Source organism: Zhongshania sp. (assembly GCF_047636175.1).
GTDB lineage: Bacteria > Pseudomonadota > Gammaproteobacteria > Pseudomonadales > Spongiibacteraceae > Spongiibacter.
This window is the reverse complement of sequence record NZ_JBLIKC010000011.1, coordinates 63,503-82,915: the sequence shown is the minus strand read 5'-3', so window position 1 is coordinate 82,915 and position 19,413 is coordinate 63,503. Positions and strand designations below refer to the sequence as shown.

The 19,413-nt window shown below is 48.5% G+C and carries 19 protein-coding genes and 1 tRNA gene; 14 read left to right on the top strand and 6 right to left on the bottom strand.

All coding sequences use genetic code 11. From position 1 onward, the window contains the following. Positions 1-110 precede the first annotated feature (110 nt). From ACI955_RS08595 to ACI955_RS08565, 7 genes are all read left to right on the top strand, one after another. Positions 111-521: a hypothetical protein gene (locus ACI955_RS08595; protein ID WP_415243331.1), complete on the top strand. Its 411-nt coding sequence runs from the start codon at positions 111-113 to the stop codon at positions 519-521. 53 nt (positions 522-574) lie between these two features. After that, entirely contained in the window at positions 575-808 is a 234-nt protein-coding gene (locus ACI955_RS08590; protein WP_415243330.1) for a hypothetical protein, read from the top strand. Further along, positions 805-1,458: a hypothetical protein gene (locus ACI955_RS08585; protein ID WP_415243329.1), complete on the top strand. Its 654-nt coding sequence runs from the start codon at positions 805-807 to the stop codon at positions 1,456-1,458. Before ACI955_RS08590 ends, ACI955_RS08585 begins: the two co-directional genes overlap by 4 nt. After that, positions 1,451-1,801 (top strand): nucleotidyltransferase domain-containing protein, encoded by a 351-nt coding sequence (locus ACI955_RS08580; protein ID WP_415243328.1) that lies wholly within the window; start codon positions 1,451-1,453, stop codon positions 1,799-1,801. The genes ACI955_RS08585 and ACI955_RS08580 overlap by 8 nt, the downstream gene beginning before the upstream one ends. A 416-nt stretch (positions 1,802-2,217) precedes the next feature. Further along, positions 2,218-2,619 carry a hypothetical protein gene (locus ACI955_RS08575; RefSeq protein WP_415243327.1) on the top strand — a complete coding sequence of 134 codons (402 nt, stop codon included), beginning with the start codon at positions 2,218-2,220 and terminating at the stop codon, positions 2,617-2,619. Positions 2,620-3,503: 884 nt separating this feature from the next. Then, positions 3,504-3,881: an integrase core domain-containing protein gene (locus tag ACI955_RS08570; RefSeq protein ID WP_415243326.1), complete on the top strand. Its 378-nt coding sequence runs from the start codon at positions 3,504-3,506 to the stop codon at positions 3,879-3,881. Positions 3,882-4,167: 286 nt separating this feature from the next. After that, complete coding sequence (locus ACI955_RS08565; RefSeq protein WP_415243325.1) at positions 4,168-5,604, top strand: diguanylate cyclase domain-containing protein; 1,437 nt, start codon at positions 4,168-4,170, stop codon at positions 5,602-5,604. A 734-nt stretch (positions 5,605-6,338) separates the two neighbouring features. Here ACI955_RS08565 and ACI955_RS08560 read toward each other — a convergent pair. Both ACI955_RS08560 and ACI955_RS08555 read right to left on the bottom strand, forming a co-directional pair. Beyond that, positions 6,339-6,415, bottom strand: a tRNA-Met gene (locus ACI955_RS08560). A 206-nt stretch (positions 6,416-6,621) separates the two neighbouring features. After that, positions 6,622-6,885, bottom strand: coding sequence for a hypothetical protein (locus ACI955_RS08555; RefSeq protein ID WP_415243324.1), 264 nt, complete (start codon positions 6,883-6,885; stop codon positions 6,622-6,624). A gap of 208 nt (positions 6,886-7,093) precedes the next feature. Between ACI955_RS08555 and ACI955_RS08550 the strand changes: the two genes are divergently transcribed. Then, on the top strand, positions 7,094-8,602 hold the full coding sequence (locus tag ACI955_RS08550) for a PQQ-dependent sugar dehydrogenase (RefSeq protein ID WP_415243323.1): 1,509 nt from the start codon (positions 7,094-7,096) through the stop codon (positions 8,600-8,602). A gap of 11 nt (positions 8,603-8,613) precedes the next feature. Here ACI955_RS08550 and ACI955_RS08545 read toward each other — a convergent pair whose 3' ends face one another. From ACI955_RS08545 to ACI955_RS08535, 3 genes are read right to left on the bottom strand one after another with little or no spacing between them, the layout of a single operon-like run. Next, the gene (locus ACI955_RS08545) at positions 8,614-9,468 is read right to left on the bottom strand and encodes an SDR family NAD(P)-dependent oxidoreductase (RefSeq protein WP_415243322.1); all 855 of its coding nucleotides are present in this window, start codon (positions 9,466-9,468) and stop codon (positions 8,614-8,616) included. Positions 9,469-9,505: 37 nt separating this feature from the next. Beyond that, positions 9,506-10,339 (bottom strand): SDR family NAD(P)-dependent oxidoreductase, encoded by an 834-nt coding sequence (locus ACI955_RS08540; protein ID WP_415243321.1) that lies wholly within the window; start codon positions 10,337-10,339, stop codon positions 9,506-9,508. After that, on the bottom strand, positions 10,336-11,259 hold the full coding sequence (locus ACI955_RS08535; protein ID WP_415243320.1) for an alpha/beta hydrolase: 924 nt from the start codon (positions 11,257-11,259) through the stop codon (positions 10,336-10,338). The genes ACI955_RS08540 and ACI955_RS08535 overlap by 4 nt, the downstream gene beginning before the upstream one ends. A 459-nt stretch (positions 11,260-11,718) precedes the next feature. On the opposite strand from ACI955_RS08535, the gene ACI955_RS08530 reads away from it, so the two are divergent. Both ACI955_RS08530 and ACI955_RS08525 read left to right on the top strand, forming a co-directional pair. Next, the gene (locus ACI955_RS08530; RefSeq protein ID WP_415243367.1) at positions 11,719-12,165 is read left to right on the top strand and encodes a PAS domain-containing protein; all 447 of its coding nucleotides are present in this window, start codon (positions 11,719-11,721) and stop codon (positions 12,163-12,165) included. 399 nt (positions 12,166-12,564) lie between these two features. Further along, complete coding sequence (locus ACI955_RS08525) at positions 12,565-13,332, top strand: MBL fold metallo-hydrolase (protein WP_415243319.1); 768 nt, start codon at positions 12,565-12,567, stop codon at positions 13,330-13,332. A gap of 49 nt (positions 13,333-13,381) precedes the next feature. Here the strand turns inward: ACI955_RS08525 and ACI955_RS08520 are convergent, their stop codons facing one another. Continuing rightward, complete coding sequence (locus ACI955_RS08520; protein ID WP_415243318.1) at positions 13,382-14,656, bottom strand: NADH:flavin oxidoreductase/NADH oxidase family protein; 1,275 nt, start codon at positions 14,654-14,656, stop codon at positions 13,382-13,384. A 197-nt stretch (positions 14,657-14,853) separates the two neighbouring features. Between ACI955_RS08520 and ACI955_RS08515 the strand changes: the two genes are divergently transcribed. From ACI955_RS08515 to ACI955_RS08500, 4 genes are all read left to right on the top strand, one after another. Continuing rightward, complete coding sequence (locus ACI955_RS08515; RefSeq protein WP_415243317.1) at positions 14,854-15,621, top strand: glutathione S-transferase N-terminal domain-containing protein; 768 nt, start codon at positions 14,854-14,856, stop codon at positions 15,619-15,621. 254 nt (positions 15,622-15,875) lie between these two features. Continuing rightward, positions 15,876-16,664: a DUF3348 family protein gene (locus ACI955_RS08510; protein WP_415243316.1), complete on the top strand. Its 789-nt coding sequence runs from the start codon at positions 15,876-15,878 to the stop codon at positions 16,662-16,664. Further along, entirely contained in the window at positions 16,664-18,769 is a 2,106-nt protein-coding gene (locus ACI955_RS08505; protein ID WP_415243315.1) for a hypothetical protein, read from the top strand. The genes ACI955_RS08510 and ACI955_RS08505 overlap by 1 nt, the downstream gene beginning before the upstream one ends. Then, positions 18,766-19,413, top strand: a complete 648-nt coding sequence (locus ACI955_RS08500; protein WP_415243314.1) for an OmpA family protein — start codon at positions 18,766-18,768, stop codon at positions 19,411-19,413. Before ACI955_RS08505 ends, ACI955_RS08500 begins: the two co-directional genes overlap by 4 nt.

Genomic DNA, 19,413 nt, shown 5'->3' with positions numbered 1-19,413 from the left:
GGATTAAATTACCTGTTCCGCTTTTTGGCATTGCTGCGCAATTATATGCCAAAAAAAATCCAGTACAATTTAGCCTGTGACAAAGGCGTTAGGCTTTAAATGAGAATTCAATGACTTGCGTACATGGAAGAATTGCTCCTACAACAACTACTAAACTTAGATTGTTTGCAGATTCCGGTGGGTTCTGTGCAAACCCAGAATGTTTGACTGAAATATTTCGAGAGTTTGTTGATGATGTTATTCATGTTGGAGAGATTGCCCATGTCATTAGCGCTGGTGGTCAAGGGCCGCGTTCTGAAAATATATTGACACCGGAGAAAAAAAGACAGTATGAAAACCTTATCCTTCTCTGCCCTACGTGCCATACGATTATCGATAAAGCGGAAGAGCAGTATCCTGTAGAGACAATTCTTGAATGGAAAAGAAATCATAAGGAGATTGTTAAAAATGCATTTGGGATGCGTACCTACAGTTCAAGGCGAGAAGTGTATTGGAACCACTATTACGAGAGAATAGTATAATTTTTCAAGAGTATGGCCCCTTAACGGATGAGAGATTCAATCCTGAGAGCACAATGCCTGAGCAATGGATTCGTAAGATACGGACAAAAATCATCCCAAATAATAGAAAGATTCTTGGGCTTTGTGAGGCAAACACAGTCAACTTAAGTCAGGAAGAACATATTATGCTTGAACAATTTCGGCAGCATGTAGATGATTTTGAGGCTAAACATCTTGCTGGTGGCGATCAAAATGGTAAGCAGTTTCCTAGTGGGTTTGATTCGATATTTATGGAAGAGTTTAAATGACCAACTCAGATTCATGGACAGCAGCATGGATCTGCGAAAAGCTAATATCCAACGATAAAGTATTAGAAGCAGTACCTTCTGGTGATAATTTGATCCAGCTTACCGTTAAAGAATATGTGCCAGATATTACTGTGGCCACTATGTCTAACAGGCGTTTAATTATGTCTAATATGCCTAGTTCTTGCAGTAAATTTAACATTGACTTTTTATTAAACATTCCTAAAGACGCTTTTATTGATGGAGATGTACTGGATTTTGCAGCTAGCTCACGGTTTGGAGTCGGTGGTTTGGGTGACCTATATATAGCAATCAATGAAAATATTTTTCGAGAGTATATTCCTAAAGAAGTTCGATTTATAATGCGCGGCCTGCAACAGCATTCTGCCGTAAATAATGTAATAAGGGCTAACAGTCGAAGTTATATAATTAGTAGACATGTAGCGAAGCCATTGCGCGTTTTAGCGCTAAACGAATATGATCTCACCGCTGATACGTTAAGGTCAGGAATAGAAAAATATGGTGAATGTGATTTTTTTCTTGCTTCAAACCCTAATTGTCGGCTTTCAGAAGCTGCATCAGAAGCAGCTTGTCATGCAGGTGCTGGAGTTCTAATGTGGCGTCAATTACTTGGAGCCCTTAACAGTGGATAAATTTAAGGCTATCCAAATACTAAATGAATATATTCAAAAAAATCAGTTGAAGAAATTTAAGTCAAGACTCTACTTATTTGGATCGATAATACAGTCAAATAAAAATATATCAGATGTTGATTTGCTCATTACTTATGAAGACACACAGGAACTTCAAGGTCTTAAAAAAATGATTAATGCACTTGAACACAGGTTGCCCTTAGATGTGATATATATGAGCATCGAAGAAGAAGAAGAGTTTAATTTCATAATACAGCAGAGAGCAGTTAAATTTGAAAAATGGCTTAACAAGGCATTTTTAGTCGGAAATTTTGCGCCGCTTCGCTCTGTAAAATTCCGCTGAAATGCGACGTTAAGGTCGTAGATAACCATACGACTTTCATCAAAATACGTAATTTTGACCGTCCGCTTATTACCAGACTAGGACATGCGGTATGAAAGGCTGTTGCGTCACAAAAGCAGTCAGTCGCTGTTTCCACGTCATTAAGGCATGTGAACAAGAGAGTACTACCCATTAACACATTAAAGGGCTACTTAATTCACTGAAATTTATAAATAATGCGATATGATCAGGGGAAAGGGATGTTTGACAGAGATATAAGGAGTTAATCTTCGTTTGACCGGGGCTCTCGAGTTGCGAGGTCGCGACCTCATTGAATTTCATAAAGTTTCGCCATCAACGCTGAAGCTCACTCCTTGATAAGGCGCCAAAGCGATATATGGCCTGAGTCGTTATAATAAACTGTTAAGAGGCGCTTCATGGATAATTTCAACCGTCTAACGGGATTGCTGTTTGCGAAGCTTTTTGAAGAGTTCCCTGTGCCGATTAGGCTTACACCCGATTCTTTTCTTGAGCAGCTCATAAAAGAGCTTGACGATGAAGGGGAGTTTAATTTCCCTGTGTATTTTAGTAGTACCGTTAAGTGGCTAAATACAGCAGGGTATATTTGGATAGCTGAGGATTTATGTACTTCCAGCGGCCCGGTGTTCGATCTTGTACTTAGCGAGAAGGGCCTTGCAACTCTTCGTAAAATCCCGGAGTCCCTTGAGGGCTCAGAATCTATAGGAGAGCGGCTCGTTGCGTTCGCGAAGTCAAAGACATCTGAGACTGTCAGCACGTTAATATCACTAGCTATCACTAATGCGGTAAATTCCAGTTAATATGCCTCTTAACACGCGCTTGTTGTCGCCCCTATGAGGCGGTAGAAAAACCTACGGCTTCTGTCGGATACGTAGTTTTGACCGTCCGCTTATTATCAGACCAAGACATGCGGCATGAAAATCTAGTACGAAAGGCTCCTGCGTCACATTAGCGGTCAGTCCTTGAATTCCTAGTCATCAACATAATCGGTCAAGAAAATAGGCTATATGCCGGTCTCAAAACGCCTTTCCCGCCTTGAACGCCAGTGGTTAAGAACCCAAAATGCTTACTGTATCTGCACCTTTTAAGCTATGTGAACAGTAGAGCGATCCCCATTAATAAATTAACGAGTTACTTAATTCATTGACATTTATAATAAACGCGGGATGTTTTGGAAAAGGAATAATTTATAAAAATAAGGGAATAGTCTTCGCTTGTCCTGCTCTCGTTATAATTGCGAAGAAGTTATCTTATTGAATTCCATTATATTTTTTAATTCATGCTTAAGCCCATCCTTTCATAAGGTCACAAAGTGATATAAGGCGCAAGTCTTCTGAATAATACTGTTGGGCGTCCATTAGAAAATTCTAAGGGAGCATCAATGACTACTATCGAAGTCGGGGAACACTGAATAGCCGACAAGATACTCTGCACACACCCGCGAATAAGCTATCGGCACTGGAACGACAGCGCATCATCAAACTGGTGAACTAGCCGGAGTACGCTGACTTGGCACCGAGCCAAATTGTCCCCACGCGGGCCGATGAAGGCCGCTATATTGGTTCTAAATCGACGCTATACCGTATTCTGAAGGACGATAGGGTTCACCCGCCATCAAGTTACACTTCATTCTAACAATGGCAGCCTAGCGGCGATGCTCGCAATATTGCAACAGCTGGGGATCATGTCGACGTTCAGTCGGCCATCGGTGAGCAATGACAACCATTATTCTGAATCCCTGTTTCGCGCCTTGAAATATCGCCCCAGCTATCCTGCGCAACCGTTTACGGACTTACATGCCGCGCGGGTCTGGGTACACGATTTTGTCGAATGGTATAACAAGGAGCATCGGCATAGCGCGATTAAGTTTGTTACGCCAGTCCAGCGCCATGCAGCAGAAGACGCCAAAATACTGGCCTACCGGAAACAGGTGCACGAACAAGCCCGATTAGAGAATCTAATGCGTTGGAGCGGTCATATTAGAAACTGGGAGCCGATAAAAGACGTTTATCTTAACGCGGAAAAGCCAGCGGTTGTGGGTGAGGAAAACAAGGATGCATAAATCAATCTGAGGCGACAACTACCTTGAAAAACGCTAATCCTTCAGCCATAAGCGTTATTCCTTATTCTAAAGCAAAAAAAAACATCTTATTTTATGTGGATTGTTAAGCCCCACGGGCACCGCAAAAATATGTTGGTGCTTATTACTTCCCTACGCTGCCCTAGAAAGGGCTTGCTAGACTCGCGTTAGATACAACACGCCTTGAACCATAGCAGTAATTGGATGATTTATATGAATATCCATGTATTTGTAAAGAGATCTCAAATAATCCTCGTGGAGCATGAACATGATCAGGGAGAAAGTAAAGTGTAGTAACGCAGAACTGGCTATTGTTACTTTCGATCCAGCCTTTCAACAACAAGAGAAGTGTAAACGCGCAGCAGAACTGGCCAGTGCCAACAAAGAACTTGCCCATCAAAACGAGGAGAAAGATAAACGCGCAGCGGAACTGGCCATTGCCAACAAAGAACTTGCCTACCAAAACGAGGAGAAAGATAAACGCGCAGCAGAACTGGCCAGTGCCAACAAAGAACTTGCCTACCAAAACGACGAGAAGGGTAAGCGTGCAGCAGAACTGGCCATTGCCAACAAAGAACTTGCCTACCAAAACGACGAGAAGAGTAAGCGCGCAGCAGAACTGGCCATTGCTAATATTGAGCTAGCCTTTCAAAACAAAGAAAAGGATAAGCGCGCAGCAGAACTGGCCAGTGCCAACAAAGAACTTGCCTACCAAAACGACGAGAAGGGTAAGCGTGCAGCAGAACTGGCCATTGCCAACAAAGAACTTGCCTACCAAAACGACGAGAAGAGTAAGCGCGCAGCAGAACTGGCCACTGCCAATATTGAGCTAGCCTACCAAAACGACGAGAAGGATAAACGCGCAGCAGAACTGGCCATTGCCAATATTGAGCTAGCCTTTCAAAACAAAGAAAAGGATAAGCGCGCAGCAGAACTGGCCATTGCCAACAAAGAACTTGCCTACCAAAACGACGAGAAGGGTAAGCGCGCAGCAGAACTAGCCATTGCCAACAAAGAACTTGCCTACCAAAACGACGAAAAGGGTAAGCGCGCAGCAGAACTGGCCATTGCCAACAAAGAACTTGCCTACCAAAACGACGAGAAGGGTAAACGCGCAGCAGAACTGGCCATTGCCAACAAAGAACTTGCGTACCAGAACGACGAGAAGGATAAGCGAGCAGCAGAGCTAAATAATCTCGCTTTCTATGATCCGCTTACTGGCTTACCGAATAGACGCCTTTTGATAGACCGTCTCCATCACGCGATAGATTCCAGCATCCGAACACGCTCTTTGAGTGTGGTAATGTTTATTGATCTAGATAAATTCAAAGACATCAACGACACTCTTGGCCATGGACACGGTGACTTACTGCTTGAACAGACAGCACAACGCCTAGAGTCCTGTATACGCAAAGGCGATACGGCGGCACGTTTTGGGGGAGACGAATTTGTGCTTATTATTGAAAACTTGGGCAATTCCCTCGCTGAAGCAACCGCAATTGCGAATATCGTGGGCGATAAAATTGTCGCTACCCTCAGCAGCCCCTACAATCTTTTCACCCACGAACATAACGGTACCGCGAGTATCGGCGCAGTTTTTTTCGGTCATGACCGTGCAACAGCAGAAGACATTCTGAAACAAGCTGACATCGCTATGTATCAGGCTAAACAAGCAGGCCGCAATACCTTGGTATTCTTTAATTAAAACATGCAAGAAAATATCGACATACGCTCAGCGTTGGAAAGTGTAGTGCCATAGTGAATTTGGCCACCTAATTAGAGGAGCGATGATCGCCTCTACAACAACATAGACGCTCAATAACTATGGGCGTTGAGGCTGTATAAAAACCAATAATCTTCGGCGTATTAGGTGTTTTTGATCGTCCGCTTATTACCAGAAGGCGACTCAACGCATGCGATTTCTCCAGATTTCTGGGTAGCTATAGAAAAGCCCTACGATGCTTTCAAGCTCTCATTACAGAGCGGTTCTCAAGATTTCAAATCTGATTCCCCACTTTTGTTTGATGCCTTGTAGCCTCAGGCAGGTATTTTTTGTATTTTGGGTGACGAAAGGACTATGTGACACACAAAAACATTTATCGGCTCATTTGGAGTGTGATGTAGTCGGTGCCATATTGATTTGCACAAGACAAAAATCCTTTGTGTGGGCTAGAAAGTCGGGATTTCCGCCTAAGAGGCTTGTATTGGCAGCATTTCACTCACTCAGTCACTCAAAACACAAGAGTTTTTTTCCACATATTGAGTTTTATCGCTGCTGTAATCGTGGCGAGGTGACCGAAGGTCATAGAGGCAGTTGCTCGGCGCGGGTTTGAATTCAAAAGTGTCACGGAAAACGTCACGGAGTGTCACGGGGAGTAAAAACCGACAGGCGAAAAAAAACGGCAAGTCAGTAAGTAACTGATTTGCCGTTCTTTAATATGGTAGCGGGGGCAGGATTCGAACCTACGACCTTCGGGTTATGAGCCCGACGAGCTACCAGACTGCTCCACCCCGCAACTGATCTTTTGCCTTTTCCTCCAAGACAGGGCGCGAAGTATAGAGATGGAAATTAAGTAATGCAACTGCTTCTTGAAGATAAAACAAAATAAGCACTTTTTACTGGTTTGCTTAAAAAAGCGCTGTGCTTGTTAGGGTTTACGCTAGCTGTTTAATGTATTGCGCGTTTAGGGGTGATGTTTTTTTTGAATTGAAAAAGGAATCGCTATTTCAGCGCGTCTTCTTCGCTTACTACTGGGCGGTCAGCTTTACTGCCGCGCATTATATCGCTGTCTGGCGTGTCGGTGCCGTTGTAGTGTGCGAGCATCACGTGGTCGTCGTGGACCTCTACTAGCACGCCAACAAAGGGCATATCCATCATTGAGCCTGCCACTCGGTAGCTCACAAGGTCGCCCGCTTTAAATGTTTGGGGGTCAAAATTTAGGTCGAAGGGACACTTCTCGCCGTCTGCGCCGCTCATATCCATCATGGTTTATCGTCTCTATTATTAGGGTGTGCTTCTTAGTGCTTGGGCGTGAGTGTAGCAATTTTATAGTTTCTAAGCAGTAGCACTTCCTGTGGCGTTCGTATTCTAGGCAGATAATAGCTGCTTGGCTGTTGAGTTGTTGACGCTGTAAATATTGCTCTTATCAGGCTAATCTGTGTTCTTGAATCGAATTAAGGGATGCAACATAGCAATGAGAATTCTGCGCTCCATTATCTATGTATTGATTGTGTTAATGGCGACACCGTTTTTATTGGTGCATTACGGTCCATCAGGGTTGGCCACAACATCGAAGGTGGCCCTTAACGCCTTGTTTGGGTATGGCGGGGATGAGCCTAGTGCGGAGATAGTTCGTCAGCAGCTGAATGTTGCGGACGGTTTTCGATTGGACTTGTACGCGACCGGCCTCGGTAAAATTAGATTCATGTACGCGACTGAGGCCGGAGATATTTTGGTCAGTCGTCCTCGTAGTGGCGAGGTACTGATATTAAAAGCCGATGCCAATCGTGATGGATCGCCAGATGAGGTTGGCGTGCTATTAAGTGATCTGACGCGGCCACACGGCATAGATTACCTTAATGGCTGGTTATACGTAGCCGAGTCTAATGCGGTGGGTAGAATTGCTTTTGATGCGGTGTCTGGCAGTGTTAGTGGCGTCTACACGAGGGTGGTGACTGGACTGGGTGATAAGGGCAATCACTGGACCAAGACTTTGCGGGCGGGTTCAGATGGCTGGTTATATTTGAGTTCAGGGTCAACTTGCAATGTATGCGAGGAGGAGGACCCGCAGCGCGCAAGCGTTATGCGTTTTAAGCCTGATGGCAGCGAGTTAAGCATTTACGCCACAGGTTTGCGAAATAGCGTCGGTCTGGATTGGGCGCCGTGGAGCAATGAGTTGTTTGGGACAGATAATGGTCGCGATTTACTAGGTGATGACTTCCCACCCTGCGAGTTGAATAATATTGTAGAGGGCGGCTTCTACGGCTGGCCCTATATAAACACATCGACACTTGACCCTGATTACGGTGACAAGCTACCCGCCGATTCGCCAGAGAACCTGTTACCGGCACACGACTTTAAGGCCCATAACGCGCCCTTGGGCATTCGGTTTTTGCGACACAGCACACTTGCCGGTTTTGAGCGCAGTGCCTTGGTGGCCTTGCACGGCTCGTGGAATCGGAGCGTGCCAGATGGGTATAAAGTGGTGGTGCTCAAGTGGCAGCCCGACGGGAGCATTGTAGAGAGCGATTTTGTCAGCGGGTTTTTGCAAAACGGGAACTTATTGGGTCGGCCTGTTGACGTGACTGAGGCTAGAGATGGCACAATTTACATCTCAGATGATTACTCGGGCTCAATTTACCGCGTTCTTCCAGATGATGGGCTTGAGTCATCATTTACTTTACCAGCCACTGTCGAGCAGATGGATGCCGGTGTGGGTGTTCTCGATGGCTACAATGCACAAAAGCGCGCCAGTTTGGCTGCGCAGGGCGAGCAGCTCTATCAGCAATTTAATTGTGCAGCGTGCCATCAGCCGGCCTCGCGGATGGAGATTAAGGCTTTAGGTGAACGCTACAATGCAGCTAGTTTGGCGGATTTTTTTAGCGCGCCGACACCGCCGATGCCGGCTTTCCCGCTGAGTGCAGAGCAGCGTGAAGCAATGGCAGTGTATTTGTTTGACCAAGAGTTAAAGGCCGCGCATTGATTGGGCGCGACTCACTCCTTACTTAGGTCCGCCTCGGCGCGTCTAACCAGTTGTTGTAAATCAGTGCGTTTGTCGAACATGCGGTCGGTGTACATATTTAATAAGCCGCGCAGGGCCGAGATCGGCGCCCAGCGGCGGGGGACGATGATACGTGGCGCGCGCTTAGATAAACCCAGCATCACAGCAGTCGCTACAGTTTCTGGGGTGATCAAGCGTCTCAATGAACGTGGAAATGCTGTCTCGACTAATTCTGAGGCCGTGGCATTGGCGCCAAAGGCGATGCGGGTCATGGGTGTTTTTATCCACCCTGGGTACAGCACGCTGGCGGTGGTGCCGGTGCCGGCCAGTTCGGCGCGCAGGCTGCGACCAAAGCTTTCAACGCCGGCTTTAGACATAGCGTAAGGGGCGTTAATGACGCCATTGCCAAAGGCGTAGACCGAAGAGGTCACTAATATCTGGCCGTTGGCTTTGATGATTTCTGGCAGTGCGGCGCGAACAGTTCGCCAAACGCCGAGCAAGTCAATTTCGATAATGCGTTCAAATTCGGCTTCGTCGGCTGTGGCAATGGTTTTTGGTGTTTGCCAAGCCACGCCAGCATTGGCAAATACGATGTCGAGGCGACCAAATCTTTCTATGCTATTGGCAATCACTATTTTTGTTGCGCCCATATCTGTTACGTCTAGTGTTTGGCTCAGTACTCTTGCCGGATCGAAATCTTTAGCGATCTTATCAATTGCGTCGGCGCCAAGGTCGGTTAGCACTAAGTTTGCGCCGTGGCGGTAAAATTCCCGTGCGCAGGCTGCGCCAATACCGCCTGCCGCGCCGGTAATAAAAACCACTTTCCCGGTAAAATCGAAGTTTGCCATGATAATGTCCAGTCGTTTTTTTATTGGTATGTTGTCGTTATTTATCGTTCGCAAAGCCCATGGCTTTGCGAACATTTTTGTCTTTAAAGCCAATACCTTCAATAAACTTACGAAATAGTCCCGGCGCGCTTGCGATGATGCCGTTCATGCGTGGCACGGTGACAATCTGGGCCCGGTTCTCAATAGCCGCAATGGCGGCGTCAACGACCTCATTAATAGCTACGGTTTTGAAGGGGAATTCTTTGTGTGCTCCCCACAGTGCGTTGCCAGCGTTGTTGTCTGAAATATTCTGCAGCAAGGGTGTTTTGAAAAAAGTCGGGTGCAGGGTGCCGACGCTAACGCCGTATTGCCGAAGCTCAAGGCGCACGCTGTTGCAAAGCGCCCAAACCCCCGCCTTGCTGGCGGTGTAAGAGGCTTGCAGAGGTGAGTGGACAAAGGCCGCGATTGACGACATGGCCAAGAGGTAACCGCTACTCTTTTTGACGTGTGGCAGTGCCGCGCGAAAGGTGCGCCATACGCCATTTAAATTTATATCTATGACCCGGTCGAAGTTGTCGTCACCGTCGGCGGTGAGTGGCTCTATCAGGTCGATACCTGCGTTGGCTATTACTACGTCGATGCCGCCAAAATAGTCGGCGGCGGCGTTCATTGCATCTCGCAAGCTGTCAGTGTCACAGACATTGGCGTGCCAGCTTTTCGCTCTATATGCGTCGGGGTAATGTTCAAGCTGTGCCGCGAGGGCCGCGTCGTCTATATCGAACAATGCTAGCTTTGCGCCGCGTTCGTAAAGCGCCTTGCACAGCACTGCTCCAAAGCCGCCACTGGCACCGGTAATGGCGACGACTTTGTCTTTTAATTGATAGTCGCTCATAGTTTTAGTGCTCGCGCATTTTGCAGGGCGTTGGCATAGAAATCTAATTGGTCCGCAATGCCTATATCGAAGTTCTTGCCGGTATAAATGTCAAAATGACCAATGTCGTATTGTTTAAGCGTGGCGGTGTTGGGCATACGCTTAGCCATTTTAATAGCCGCCTTAGCCGGGGCCACAGTGTCTTTGCTGCAGACTTGGAGTAAGGCCGGGCAGCGTATTTTCTTGGCGTTGCTGATGGGCCGATACAGCGACAAAACCAGCACGGCGCGCGCGCTCATTTCATTTCGCCAGCCGGGGTTGGTGATCGCGTGATAGCCACTGAAGGCGTCGCTGCTACTCATTGCTGCAAGTTCGCCTGGTGTGCCAATAAGGGGAATATAAAGTGGGCTCATTCCCAGCGTGCCGCGTACTTGATCGATAAGGCCGTAGCTGCTGAGTTTGGCCAAGTGAACAGGGCCGGCGTAATTCAAAATTTCTAGGCTGGCGGCGCGACCGTCAACCATGGGGCCCTGTGCTGAAACCGCTACCAAGCGGGTATCTTCGGCGGCAATACTAAGAACATGACCGCCTGAAAATGACGTTCCCCATAAAATAATTTGCCCGGGGTTTACACCTTTTAATTGGCGCGCAAACGCGATGGCTGCGCGCCAATCAGCCAGTTGATAATCAACTTTTAATAGTTGGCGGGGCTGGCCGTCACTGTCACCAAAGTGGCGATAATCAAAGACTACGACATGATAGCCTTCTGCGGAAAATCGTTCAGCGTATGGGGTAAGACCGCACTCGCGGGTGCCACCTAAGCCGTGGGCCATTACAATGCAGGCGTTTGTAGCTTGCTCAGACTGACTCGGATAGTGCCATGCGCTGCAGCGTGTGCCGTCACTGTCAAAGGCGACATCAAGCCTAGTGGGTGTCGTCATATTACCTCTCCATAACTTATTATTTGTAGTGTTCGCATGCTGTTATTTCATTATCACGCGGCGCGGCAATGCGGCGCAATAATCATCCTGTAGTTCGTCTGCTGTGCTGCCTATACTGCTTGTGTTGCCACAGAGTATCTCGCAGCGCGCGCGGCTTTTATATAGTTCGGAGCTTCAATACCTTTCGCGGCGCTGATTTTGACCCATGCTTGTTCAATTTTACACCACACCTTGCGGGGCGATATGGGATCACAAAAGATTCAAGAGACTCTTATTGCTGTCAGGTGATATTGCCGACTAGGCTTGAATAAGATTGTGCTGCTCGGCTGTCTGCATGTTATTGTTTTTTGGTGCTGATGGCTCGGCGTCAACATTCCAAATCTACTAATTATGCCGATAAGCTCTTATCTCCTTTTTTGAACGAGACGTCTTTGGTTCGGCGGAGATCTGTATGAAGTGATGCTGCGTAACAGCAGTGTCGATAATCTATCACAATGGAATATAAAAATGGCGTACACAATTGAAACCACCCTGCCGGAAACGGAAACTAGCTTAGCCTTGTTAAAGGTACTTGCAGAGAATAGCTTTGACTCGATCCTAGTTACTGACGCAACCGCTAAAGGGAAAATTATCTATGCCAATAAAGCTTTCAAAAAGCTAACTGGTCATGATCCATTAGAAGTTATTGGCGAAACGCCGCGTATTCTTCAGGGCGCGGCTACCGACAAAAAAGTTATAGATCGCCTTACTAGCGCGTTGCAATCGGGTAAGAAATTTGAAGGAAAGGCGATCAATTACAAAAAAGACGGCACGCCATTCATTATGTATTGGCGAGTCCTTCCCATTAAAGTTGGTAAGAAGATCGAAGCCTGGATTGCTATTCAACGGGAAGGCTCTGCTATTTAATATCTTGGCCACAAAGCTCAGTGCGGCCTTCGCATTGAGTTAGCTATCTTTTAGCTGCCGAGCTGGCTGGCTTCAAAGCGTATTAATGCCTCTGTCGCCACATCGTATTTATTGTAGCCAAGTATCATCAGGCTGCCAGTGGGTCACCCGCCGAACCGCAGTATCAGACTTTTGATGGCGCTCGCTTGATTGCGTTTATAAGGCCCGGTGCTGCATCGCAATACCAAGTCAGAGTATAGCCGCAATATTGACTCACCAGTCCGTAAAAAGGACAGTTCGCTGAGCAATTTTATTGGCGTGCAAAAGTAAGTAAATAGCTGTGCGTTGAATGGGTTTAGTTTCGCGAAGTGAAGTGAATAATGTCGCAAGCATTGTAGTAAAAATAATTAGGCGATTCGGATGAAGATTCACCAAGTCAAAACGCGGCTGTCTAATAGCTATGTTATTGAAGACATTCGCGACGGCGAACCGCAACTGATGGTGATTGATGTGGCGGTGGCCTGTCATCGCTACGTACTGGGTTTTATCGAGTCAGATTTAAAATACCCCATTCATTGCGTTAAAGCCGTTACATTTACCCACGATGATCCAGATCATTACGGCGGTGTGTTGGCGCTGGCTGGTCTTTGTGGTGCTCCTGTTTATGCGCCATATGGATCGAGTCGGAGTGTGCATAAATTTCTGAATGACCCCGCTGGTGTCTTGATCCGCATAGCGACAAGCATTCGCGAACTTTTTCGGCGACGATCTTGGTCAATGTACTTTAATCGTTCTCGTAATCACGCTGCTCGTTTAGAGCCAAAGTTTATTGGCGGCTTGGATAGGGCAAGGGAAGGCGCTGACCAAGTACTAAGATTAAAAGGCGGCGATAGTATTTCTGGCTTTGTCGGCTGGGAGCTACTGCATACGCCGGGTCACTCTTGGGATTCCTGTTGTTTCTATCATTCGGCTAGTAAAAGTATTATTACCGGTGACACTTTGCTGGGTAGCGGACCACAGAAGCGCGTTGTGGTGCCAGCAATTTACTCTAACCGTAAACAGATGCAGCACACGCTAGAGCATTTAGCGGCGCTCGAAATTGAAACGATATATCCTGGCCATGGCAGTGTGATTTGCGATGCCACCGCGATTGCGAGTGAGGCTCGCGCCTTCTCCGCAAAGCGCTAAGTTCTCGGCGGCCGGAATATATCTGTTCTGGTTTGACGCTTGGTAGCGGCTATCCCTGTGTTAGCAACTTTACTCGATTCATTGCCATCCGTCTTTCAGCAATCATATGTTTGAGCATCACTCGCAGCACGGCGGTGTGGGTATTGGGTTCTCTGCCCTCTGCCAAATCAATAATCTGCCGGTAATACCACTGGGTGGCGGCGCCAAAGTTAAGGGTGCGGATTTTTTGATTACTACTTTGTGGGCCAAGCCAGCCAGGCCCCAGGCGCAGTTCTTTCTCCCAGTTTGGCAGACTAGCTTGCTCGCCATTGAGCAGAGCGTGGATGTCTGCTTGCGAACACAGTGGCCGACCTAGGCCAACAACATCCATTGCGCCACTATCCAGCGCATGTTGCATGGTGGCCAGACTGCGAAAGCCGCCGGTAACGGCGAGAGGGATTTTAGTGACTTTGCGAATGCCTTCCGCATATTTTAGAAAATAGGCTTCTCTATGTTGGCTAGACTCGGCGCTAGTGTCGTCACTTTTATCGCCCATGAGCGCGAGTTTTTCGTAGGTGCCGCCTGATATTTCTAGTAAATCGATGCCAGCATCAGAGAGCCACTGGGCAACCTTTAAGCTGTCTTCATGACTAAACCCACCTTTGGAAAAGTCGGCGGAGTTGAGTTTGACGGAAATAGCGAAATGCTCGCCGACGGCTTCGCGCACTGCCGCGACGGTTTCAAGCAGAAAGCGCGCACGATTTTCAAGCGAGCCACCCCATTGATCGCTGCGAATATTTGCCAGCGGAGATAAAAATTGGCTGATAAGGTAGCCGTGTGCGGCGTGTATCTGAACGCCGGTAAAGCCTGTGGATTTGGCGGTAGCTGCGACTTTTGCGTAGCGGTTAATGGTGTGACGAATGTCAATTTCGGTCATTGGCGTGGGCCTGCCAAACATCCCAACAAGATCTATGCCGACGTCAGAGGGCGCCAGTGGTCTTGCGGACACTTGGCGCTGACATTGACGTCCGGGATGATTGATTTGCATCCATAGCTGATTATTCGCTGAGGTGCCGGCTTTTGCCCAGTCCTGTAGTGCCGCTTCGCCGCCATTGCCATCTATAACAACATTGCCGGGACGCTCAAGAAAGCGGCGGTCAACCATAACATTACCGGTAATGAGTGTGCCCGTGCCGCCCTCAGCCCAGCGCCTATACAATGTCGATAAGCGAGGTGTGGCCTGATCGTTGGTATTCGCTAGGCCTTCAGTCATGGCCGACTTTAAAAGTCGATTTGGCAGTATTACTCCGCAGGGCAGTTCTAAAGAATCATTGAGTTTTGGCATAGTCTGAGGTGGTCCTAGGAGAGCTTGGAATAAACGCGGCGGGATAGCGCCTATAATTTTTGGCTTACTATAGTGATTAATAAGCTATTTATCTCCCTACTTTAGGGAGTATCTATAAATTAATATTGCCCTAACACGCCATATTATGCGTAAGCTGCCGCTACATAAATATTTTTTCAAACGGAGGAATTGTAACGGTGTTTGATTTACTCAGTTCAGCGGTGGCCAGCTCGGTGCGAGGTTGGCGCGGTGCAATGGCATTTGGTGGTACTAAAACTCGGCAGCCTGAGCAAATGCTGGTGCTCTATGAGTTTGAGGCCTGTCCCTACTGCCGCTTGGTTAGGGAAGTTTTGAGCGAATTAGATTTAGATGCACTTGTTTATCCCTGCCCAGTGGGCGGCATGCGCTTTCGTCCAGAGGCGCTAGATATCAGTGGTGTGAGTCAATTCCCCCTGCTGATAGATCCCAATACTGGTGACAAACTCTTGGAATCAGCTGATATTATTGATCATCTCTATAAAAATTACGGCGATGCGCGTCGGCGGTCACCGCGTGGTCTGCGTCGGCAACTCGCGCTTTCTGGGTCAATGGCGGCCACCGCAGTGCGCTCAATCGGCGGTGTTCGCGGCATGAACGCAATGCCGTCGTTGGCGGCTGAACAGCCCTTGGAATTATATAGTTTTGAAGCTAGCCCCTATTCTCGGCCAGTGCGTGAGCTGCTTACGGAGTTAGAGCTGCCCTACCTACTTCGTAATTTTGCCAAGTCGCGTTGGCAAGAGGTGGGGCCGCCGATAGTGCGATTGCGCTGGTTTTCTGACGCGCCGATTACCAGCCCCAATCGCCTTCGTTTGCGGGAGTTAACGGGCCGTTCGCAGGTACCTTATCTAATTGACCCAAATACCGACGTTGCCATGTTTGAGTCGGTGGATATCATGGATTATTTAAAGGACACCTACGCGCCTTAAATTTGCTGGCCTCGGGGGGAAATGCTCTGGGGCTAATACTGGGCCTAGCGTTGGCTGTGGCTATCTGACGTCTAATCCTTGAAGTTGGCGGTAAAATAGTGATAATTAGTCGCCAAAAGTAGCTGTGCCGAGGCAGTTTGACTAGCCTTAACCGGTTCCGCTAATCGGATTTTCCTGTCTGGCCGTGCCAAGATTCGCGTCGATTTACTCTCGCGCTGCGGTGACGGCGTGATTTTGTCCTCATTAAGGATGTTATGAACCCAGTTTCGCTAACAAGCTCCCGGCTTCAGCGCGTCTTGCTTGATCTGGCGGTGGTGGACGGTGACCATAACAATGCCCAGTTTGCCGATAAGCTCGGCGAATTGATCAGTTTGTCAGATGCTATTGTATTGGCTGAGTCGCTGCGGGGGCTAAAAAAGAAACCGTTTACCGCAGCGCACAGCGACAGCGACGCGAATGACGTGTTTATGCAGACACGGGCAGCGATGCTGGCCTTTATTATTAACAGTTTTGTACTGGAGGGCGAGGGCGGCTCCGAAGCAAGCACGTCGCCCTTTATTCTGCCGCGACCCAATCGAGACACTCTCGATGACCCCAATGCCGGCTTTGTGGCTTACCAGCGGTTTTACTCGCTGCATCAAAGTGAAATGGATCATCAGGTGGTGACGCTGCGGCGGCAATTGCAGCAGATTATGTCGGGTCGTTCGCATCAGCTCGCCCAATTGGCGACACTGGATAGCAGTATGGCAGATACCATGGGCGATTTTAGTCGACGTGCTTTTGCCGGTATTCCACATTTACTGGCTAAACGGTTTTATTTTTTAAATCAGCAATACCGCGATATGTCCTCTGAAAATAGTGATTTAGAGCCCGTATCGGCGAACTCAGCACAGACCGAAACGGCCCGCTGGTTGCAAAAAGGCGAGTGGTTGGATCGTTTTATTCGCGAAATGCAGGCGGTGTTGTTGGCCGAATTAGAATTGCGACTGCTGCCGGTGATCGGCTTAATAGAAGCGCTAGAATTTGAAGTAGAGAAAACCTAATGATAAGAATGATATCGGTAATAGCGTTTGTCTTAGGCGCAATTGTAGTGGTGTGGATGGCGTCGGCCTTTGTTGGCAGCAATGCGCTCGCCCTGGGCGTAACCTTACTTATCGCGGCTGCGTACTCGGTAGGCTTCGCAGAATTAGTGCGCTATCAGCAAGCGAGCGTGGTTTTGAGCAAGGCCTTATCTAGCGTTGACGATTCCTTGCAAGACTTAGAGTCCTGGCTGGTGGGTATTCCCATCACTCTGCGCAATGCGGTTCGCCAGCGTGTTCAAGGCGAGTATGTGGGCTTGCCTGCCCCTGTCTTAAGTCCCTACATCATCGGTCTGCTGGTTATGCTCGGGCTGTTGGGTACCTTTATTGGTATGGTCGTTACGCTCAAGGGCGCCGTAGTGGCGCTAGAGGGTACCAACGAGCTAGAGGCAGTTCGCGCCGGTTTGGCAGCGCCGATCAAGGGGCTCGGTATGGCCTTTGCCACCTCGGTGGCGGGGGTTTCGGCGTCGGCGATGCTGGGCTTGATCTCAACTGTAAGCCGTCGTGAGCGCCTGCAGGTATCGCGGCAACTAGATACCAGCATGAGCACGGTGTTTAAACCATTTTCATTGAGTCAGCAGCGTCGCCAAAGTTATCAGGCCATGCAATCACAGGCAGAGGCCTTGCCCGCAGTGGCTGAGCAGTTGACTGTATTGGCTGACCGGCTCGGTCGTATGGGTGATGATCTGGCTAGTACTTTAGTGCGCAGCCAAGAACAATTTCACGCGGCGGCGCAGCAACAATATACCGAACTTGCACATTCGGTAGACGCCTCTTTGAAGCAAAGCCTTGCCGACAGCGGCCGTCTTGCTGGCGAGAATATTGCGCCGGTAGTATCTGCGTTTGTTAGTGATATTCGTGACGATTTAAAGAGTAGCCAGCAGCATTTACAGGCCACCGCCGAGGCACATTTACAAGGTATAGACGCCCGTTACCTTAATACCTCGGATGAGTTTAACAGCGCCTGGCAGCGGGCAGTGAATGCGCAGCAAGTGGGTAGTGAGTCCTTGCTCGCCACTATGGATCAACGGTTTGCTCAGCTCGCCGACCAATTTCAAAATAGTTCACAATCTCTGCTTCACAGTTTTAATGCAGTCAGTGAAGATTGGGTGGCGACCCAGCAGTCCGCTGAGCAAGAGCGTCTGGCAAATTGGTCGACGGCGTTTGATCAAAGTGCAGAGTTGCTGCGCAGCAGCGCTGAGACTCTCACTAGCAATGCCCGCGCTGGTTCGCAAGCGCTGACAACGGAGTTCACTAAATTACTATCCGCATCCGAAGAGTTGGTGGCGGCGCGCACTCGCAGTGAGAGTGATTGGCTTGATAGCTATGAGCAGCGTATGGGCGATATGACGGCCACCATAAAATCAGAGTTGCAAAGCCTGCAGGTGTTGGAAGAGCAGCGTGGCGAGACAGCGGTCAATCGTTTAACAGATTTACAAGCCGCAGTTGCAGAGCATTTAGCAAATTTGGCGCATGCGCTTGAAGAGCCAATGGGGCGTTTGATTGAGTCAGCGTCTGAAACGCCGCGTATCGCTGCAGAAATCATGAGCAAATTGCGCGCCGAAATGAATGAGAATAGTGAGCGCGACAATAGTCTATTAGATGAGCGTCGGGAATTGATGACGCAGTTGAATGGTTTGTCTGACTCACTGCAGAAGTCGACGCTGGGCCAGCGTGAAGCGGTAGAAAGTATCCTCGCTAATTCCTCAGGTTTACTTGCGGATATCAGTCAGCGGTTTGGCGATAGTGTAGAAAAACAATCTAGCAAGTTGTCTGTTATTGTCGCGCACTTTGAGGGCGGCAGCGCGGAGCTGGCGAGTTTGGGTGATGCTTTTGCAAGCGCTGTTTCCCAGTTCAGCGATGCTAATGGGGGCTTGATAGAGACCCTCTTAAAAGTCGAGGCCGGCTTGCAGGGCAGCGGCGAGCGCAGCGATGAGCAAATGGCGTATTACGTTGCTCAGGCGCGGGAAATTATCGACCACAATATGCTATCTCATCAAGAAATCATCACTCAATTACAAACCTTAAGTAGCCGCGCCGTTATTGCTGAAGAGGACGCACCGGCGTGAGTATCTCTGAGTTGGATGATGGCTTAGATCAGGAACCACCTATTTGGGCCATCTTTGGCGACCTGATGACGGGTCTCGTAGGTGTGTTTGTATTATTGCTAGTTTGGGCCTTGGGGTTTCAGCTGGAGTTGTCACAAACTTTAGAGAAAGAAATACACAAGCGAGAAGTGGCGGAGCAGAGGCGCTTAGCCCTAGAGCAAGCATTGGCTGATCCGCTGGCCACCGGTCGAGTTACTTTGCGCGATGGTAAAATTGGCATTAGCGGCAACGTTTTATTCTCCTCGAATTCTGCCGAGCTGCAGGAAGAGGGACGACAGCTGCTACATACCCTGCGGGCGCCCCTGCAGGTGTATCTGGGTGATAATGAGCAATTGCTTATGGTCAGTGGTTTCACTGATGACCTACCCATTCAGAAAGGTAATTTACATTTCCGTGACAACTGGGAGTTGTCTGCCCAGCGAGCGCTTACGGTAACTCGCACTCTGATCGACGAGGGAATGCCGGCAGATATGGTATTTGCGGCGGCATTTGGCGCGCAGCAGCCGGTGGTAGAGAATAGCGACAGCGATAGCCGCTCGCAAAATCGACGAGTAGAAATGGCGCCGGTGCCGAAGGTGGCCACTACGATAGAAAAGGCGCCTTAG

Bases quoted from the DNA above. Each gene is read 5' to 3' on its own strand.
- ACI955_RS08595 (WP_415243331.1), top strand. From the start codon at position 111: ATGACTTGCGTACATGGAAGAATTGCTCCTACAACAACTACTAAACTT.
- ACI955_RS08590 (WP_415243330.1), top strand. From the start codon at position 575: ATGCCTGAGCAATGGATTCGTAAGATACGGACAAAAATCATCCCAAAT.
- ACI955_RS08585 (WP_415243329.1), top strand. From the start codon at position 805: ATGACCAACTCAGATTCATGGACAGCAGCATGGATCTGCGAAAAGCTA.
- ACI955_RS08575 (WP_415243327.1), top strand. From the start codon at position 2,218: ATGGATAATTTCAACCGTCTAACGGGATTGCTGTTTGCGAAGCTTTTT.
- ACI955_RS08570 (WP_415243326.1), top strand. From the start codon at position 3,504: ATGTCGACGTTCAGTCGGCCATCGGTGAGCAATGACAACCATTATTCT.
- ACI955_RS08565 (WP_415243325.1), top strand. From the start codon at position 4,168: ATGATCAGGGAGAAAGTAAAGTGTAGTAACGCAGAACTGGCTATTGTT.
- ACI955_RS08555 (WP_415243324.1), bottom strand. From the start codon at position 6,885: ATGATGGATATGAGCGGCGCAGACGGCGAGAAGTGTCCCTTCGACCTA.
- ACI955_RS08550 (WP_415243323.1), top strand. From the start codon at position 7,094: ATGAGAATTCTGCGCTCCATTATCTATGTATTGATTGTGTTAATGGCG.
- ACI955_RS08545 (WP_415243322.1), bottom strand. From the start codon at position 9,468: ATGGCAAACTTCGATTTTACCGGGAAAGTGGTTTTTATTACCGGCGCG.
- ACI955_RS08540 (WP_415243321.1), bottom strand. From the start codon at position 10,339: ATGAGCGACTATCAATTAAAAGACAAAGTCGTCGCCATTACCGGTGCC.
- ACI955_RS08535 (WP_415243320.1), bottom strand. From the start codon at position 11,259: ATGACGACACCCACTAGGCTTGATGTCGCCTTTGACAGTGACGGCACA.
- ACI955_RS08530 (WP_415243367.1), top strand. From the start codon at position 11,719: ATGCTGCGTAACAGCAGTGTCGATAATCTATCACAATGGAATATAAAA.
- ACI955_RS08525 (WP_415243319.1), top strand. From the start codon at position 12,565: ATGAAGATTCACCAAGTCAAAACGCGGCTGTCTAATAGCTATGTTATT.
- ACI955_RS08520 (WP_415243318.1), bottom strand. From the start codon at position 14,656: ATGCCAAAACTCAATGATTCTTTAGAACTGCCCTGCGGAGTAATACTG.
- ACI955_RS08510 (WP_415243316.1), top strand. From the start codon at position 15,876: ATGAACCCAGTTTCGCTAACAAGCTCCCGGCTTCAGCGCGTCTTGCTT.
- ACI955_RS08505 (WP_415243315.1), top strand. From the start codon at position 16,664: ATGATAAGAATGATATCGGTAATAGCGTTTGTCTTAGGCGCAATTGTA.